5 protein-coding genes are annotated in these 4,193 nt (G+C 60.1%); all 5 read right to left on the bottom strand.

Translation table 11 applies throughout. From position 1 onward, the window contains the following. Positions 1 to 271 precede the first annotated feature (271 nt). Positions 272 to 1,069, bottom strand: a complete 798-nt coding sequence (locus ACW4LP_RS12230; RefSeq protein ID WP_173111750.1) for an anti-sigma-I factor RsgI family protein — start codon at positions 1,067 to 1,069, stop codon at positions 272 to 274. Then, positions 1,066 to 1,524 (bottom strand): RNA polymerase sigma factor, encoded by a 459-nt coding sequence (locus ACW4LP_RS12225; RefSeq protein ID WP_173111747.1) that lies wholly within the window; start codon positions 1,522 to 1,524, stop codon positions 1,066 to 1,068. The genes ACW4LP_RS12230 and ACW4LP_RS12225 overlap by 4 nt, the downstream gene beginning before the upstream one ends. Positions 1,525 to 1,571: 47 nt before the next feature. Continuing rightward, complete coding sequence (locus ACW4LP_RS12220; protein WP_302383776.1) at positions 1,572 to 2,174, bottom strand: hypothetical protein; 603 nt, start codon at positions 2,172 to 2,174, stop codon at positions 1,572 to 1,574. A gap of 165 nt (positions 2,175 to 2,339) precedes the next feature. Further along, entirely contained in the window at positions 2,340 to 3,551 is a 1,212-nt protein-coding gene (gene tyrS / locus ACW4LP_RS12215) for a tyrosine--tRNA ligase (protein ID WP_114548129.1), read from the bottom strand. Between the two features lie 434 nt (positions 3,552 to 3,985). Continuing rightward, entirely contained in the window at positions 3,986 to 4,087 is a 102-nt protein-coding gene (locus tag ACW4LP_RS12210; RefSeq protein ID WP_455803864.1) for a LuxR C-terminal-related transcriptional regulator, read from the bottom strand. Positions 4,088 to 4,193: the final 106 nt, after the last annotated feature.

The raw sequence follows: 4,193 nt of genomic DNA, 5'->3' as shown, positions 1-4,193 counted from the left end.
CGCCGCCCTCGCGAGCGGCGCAAGGAAATACTTTACAGGGACTCGCATCCCCCGTCAAGCGGTTCACGAAATCTCGACAACTTCGCTCTCCCGCCCGACACGGCCCCCGGCCCGCCGGGGGCGCCGCCTTCCGCACTTCCGGAAAAGGCAGCCCGCATATGATACAGCTCCACGGGTTTCGCGCAAGGGGTTTTTTGAAAAATCTTTCATCCGCACGAATGGCCCCTGAGACGGCCGAAACTCCGTCGCAATACGTTATGCGTCGCCTCGTTTAATTGCCATGGCGGCCGTGACCATATCCCTTACCAGCCCCTTGGCCATGTCCGTGACCCTCGTAGGAATCGCCCTCCTGGCCGCTGTGGCACGCGTCGATGCGATCACGCAGCTGACGCATAGTCATGGAAGCACACTCCTCGAGCGTGTATGAGGGATCGAGGCTCATCAGCTCTTGGGCAGCCTGATAGCGACCAACGCCCAAACCCGCCGCAGCTGCCGCATCGCGAGTGGCGCTATCGGCACGGCGACAAGCATGTTCACAGGATGAAGAGGACAGCGCCTCGTCGCTTTGAGCAACAAGGCTCTCCCCCAGGCGATTGTTCTCAGAAACCACGTTGACGTCAATAAACGCATCTTTCTCAGCATAAGAGCCGAATGCGTCACTCGACAGCAGCGCGCCGATGACGTCGCCGTAAGGGCGATTCAGCATATCAACAGCGCCGAGCACGACAGCGCCATCATCATTGAGCGCTTCGGCTTCAATCACGATACCGAACGTATTAACCGTAAGCTCAAGAGAGGGGTTCACCTCAATGTCCACGAAAGCAGACGGCGCGCGATACACGCCATAGACGCCGACGAGGGCCAGCGCGAGCAAAAGGCATGCGGCCCAAGCAGTGACGACGCGCGCTCGCGGGCGACGCCGCAGGGGAGCGCGATGCACCTCAACAAAGGAAGCATCCGGCTGCCTCTTCCGCTCTTCCTCGAGAAAGACCAGCGTACGTCCGCGGAGCTCATCGGAAGCATGCTGGGCATCGTAGGCCTCACGGATACGCTGCTCAAGATCGGTCATGAGAGGGCCTCCTTCAGCGTCTTTTTGCCGCGGGCAATCCAGGAATACACGGTATTCACGGGGGCATCGAGCATCGAAGCGATCTCCGGGGCCGTGTAGCCCTCGTACAGAGCAAGATACACGGGAGTGCGGGGAGGGTCATCGAGGTCGCTCATGGCATCGAGCACTTCTTTCACACGCGAATCGGGCTGAGCCTCCTCATCGCGGGACGCGAGCGATTCGAATGAGGTCTCATCAAGCAGCACATTCTTACTCGCAGCCGCCCGCCGCATATCGCGGCACGTGTTCGAAGCAACCCGAATCAACCACGCCTTGCGATGTTCCTCTTCGCGAAACTGAACATCATCTGCGAGTGCGTATTTCAGAAATGAATTCTGGAACGCGTCCTCGGCATCCGCATGGCGACAAAGCGCCGTAAGGCAAACGCGCCACACGGTATCGCCATGACGCGCCATAGTCTCTTCTATGTCAGGGGCAGATCTCACGCACTCGCAGGGTTTGTTTAGCGAGCGCAGCCGTGACCGCCGCCATGGTGACGGCCATGGCCATGACCATGGCCGTTCCCGCTGCCGTAGTTGTCGCAGACGCCATCACCGTCGGCATCCACGTAGCCCGGGCAGTTCGCTCCAGCACCGGCGCAGTTGTCGCATATGCCGTCGCCGTCGGCATCCACATACCCAGAGCACGCGCCGTCTTGGTAGTTGTCGCAGACGCCATCGCCGTCGGCATCAGTGTAGCCGCGGCCATCACCGCGTGGAGCGGCCTTGGGCGCCGGTGCTTCCTGGGCCGGAGCCTCAGGGGCGGCAGCGTCATCGGATGCGGAAGCGTCGCCATTGTCGGGCGCAGCCTTGCCGTTAGATCGCGGTGCGGCATAGTTGTCGCAGACGCCATCGCCGTCGGCATCAGTGTAGCCGGGGCACGCACCATTCTCATGCCGGTCGCACGCACCGTTGGCATTGCGGTCGGCGTAATTCGGACACGTCGCCGCAGCCGAACGGGAGCCGATCGCCATCGGCGACGACGGGGAAAGGGCGGCGAAAGCCACCGCCGGCACGCAAAGCGCCAACGCGAGCACCACGACAACAACGAAGGTAGACTTCTTCATAATTCAGGTTCCTCCTTGAGTTTTCTTCCGTCTCTGCAAGTAACACGATTCAGCCACGCGAATCCTTGCAGCTTTTTTTCGTTTCTGGAAAAAACTCCTCTAAGCGGAAAACGCCGCTGGCTCTCGGCTGGCAAACTTCGGCAAATCTTCGTTGCTCTTTAAAGTCTACTCGAAGCGCACGAACTTCTTCTTCCCCACCTGCACCTCGGCGCCAGCGAGAACTTCGGGAGCCACGTTGTAGGCTTTAGGCGCCAGCGCCTCGCCGTTGACCTTCACACCGCCGCCGTCGATGAGACGACGCGCTTCGGAAGCGGTGCCGGCCACCCCGGCGTCCACGAGGATCTTCGCCACGTACACCAGGCCGTTCTCATCCGGCGTCAGATCGGGCGCGAAGACGGGGGCGTCGGCCGGGAAGCCGTGCTCCTTGAACTTGAGATCGAAGTCGGCCTCGGCGGCCTCGGCGGCCACGTCGTCGTAGTAGGCGGTCACGATGTTGCGGGCGAGCGCGCGCTTCACCTTGTTGGGGTGCAGCTCATCGGCGGCAAGGCCGGCCTCGATGCGGTCGATTTCGTCCACGGCTTCGGTGGAGGCGAGGCGGTAGTACTTCACCATGAGCTCGTCAGGAATGGACATGACCTTCCCGAACATATTGGACGGCTCGTCAGTCAGCCCGATGTAGTTGCCGTAGCTCTTCGACATCTTCTTCACGCCGTCGGTGCCCTCGAGCAAAGGCAGCGTGAGGCAGACCTGGGGCTCCATGCCCATTTTCTCCATGAGCTCGCGGCCGGCGAGCAGGTTGAACAGCTGGTCGGTGCCGCCGAGCTCCACGTCGGCCTTGATGACCACGGAGTCGTAGGCCTGCATGACCGGATAGAGGAACTCGTGCAGGCTGATGGATTGCCCGGACGTGTAGCGGTTGTGGAAGTCGTCGCGTTCCAAGATGCGTGCCACGGTGAAATTCGCCAGCAGCTTCAGGAGCTGCTCCATATCCAAATCGAGGATCCACTCGGAGTTGTAGCGCAGGACGGTCTTCTCCGGGTCGAGCACCTTGAAGGCCTGGTCGACGTAGGTTTGGGCATTCTCCTGGATCTGCTCGCGGGAAAGCTGCGGGCGCGTGGAGTTGCGGCCGGACGGATCGCCGATGAGCGCGGTGCCGTCGCCGATGATGAGGGTCACCTGATGCCCCAGATCCTGGAACTGGCGCAGCTTGCGCAGGGGCACCGCGTGACCCAGATGGATATCGGGGGCCGTCGGATCGACCCCAAGCTTCACGTTCAGCGGCACGCCGCGCTTGAGCTTCTCCAAAAGCGCCGATTCAGGTACGATCTGGGCCGTACCGGATTTGATAATGTGCAGTTGTTCCTCAGGAGTAAGCATGGGTACCTCTCTGCGTGTCGCTTGCAAGTTCAAGAAATTATAGCGCAGAAAACACCCAACCAAATCGACTCTGTCAAGCAGCTCGATGAAGTCCTGGCAATGTCCGCCACACTTTACCGCAATGGCGAATAGGAGCCAGTCGACCGAGAGCGGCACTGCGTCGGTGCGCGGCGAGGGCACATCGTTAAAAGGCCGACGCCCGTACTGACACCCTCGTTTATGGACTCGGGGCATCTCCCATGAATATTTCTCGGTAACTGTCATCTCCCCTGTGTCGGAAAGATCCTTAGAAGCCGATGCTGCTGGGACGCAACCAGCTAGACAGGCTAGAGTTGCCCCCGCCATGCCTAAGGCAGCTTAAAGGCGCATTCAGGGCAATATCCTTTTGGCTAGGCTCATGGCGTTGCGTATAAGGCGCAATCAGGGAAACAGGCTCATTTGAGCGACTCGATGAAGTCGAGAAGTTCTTCCCGGCTATGCACGCCCAGCTTTTGATATATGTGCTTCACATGCGCTCGCGCTGTATTGTCGCTAATATAAAGTTAATCCTCCTTTGCAGATTGTGGGCTAGGAGGAGGACTCCTCATCGTCTGAACTGGGCGACCTCGCGTAGAAGTCCCTGTATCGGAGCGTTTTCGGGTT

Source organism: Adlercreutzia sp. CNCM I-6215 (assembly GCF_977072315.1).
Note: the sequence above shows the minus strand (reverse complement) of the source record. Positions and strands in the feature narration are given on the sequence as shown.

Coding starts and splice junctions, on each gene's coding strand:
- ACW4LP_RS12230 (WP_173111750.1), bottom strand. CDS start 1,069: ATGACCGATCTTGAGCAGCGTATCCGTGAGGCCTACGATGCCCAGCAT.
- ACW4LP_RS12225 (WP_173111747.1), bottom strand. CDS start 1,524: ATGGCGCGTCATGGCGATACCGTGTGGCGCGTTTGCCTTACGGCGCTT.
- ACW4LP_RS12220 (WP_302383776.1), bottom strand. CDS start 2,174: ATGAAGAAGTCTACCTTCGTTGTTGTCGTGGTGCTCGCGTTGGCGCTT.
- tyrS (WP_114548129.1), bottom strand. CDS start 3,551: ATGCTTACTCCTGAGGAACAACTGCACATTATCAAATCCGGTACGGCC.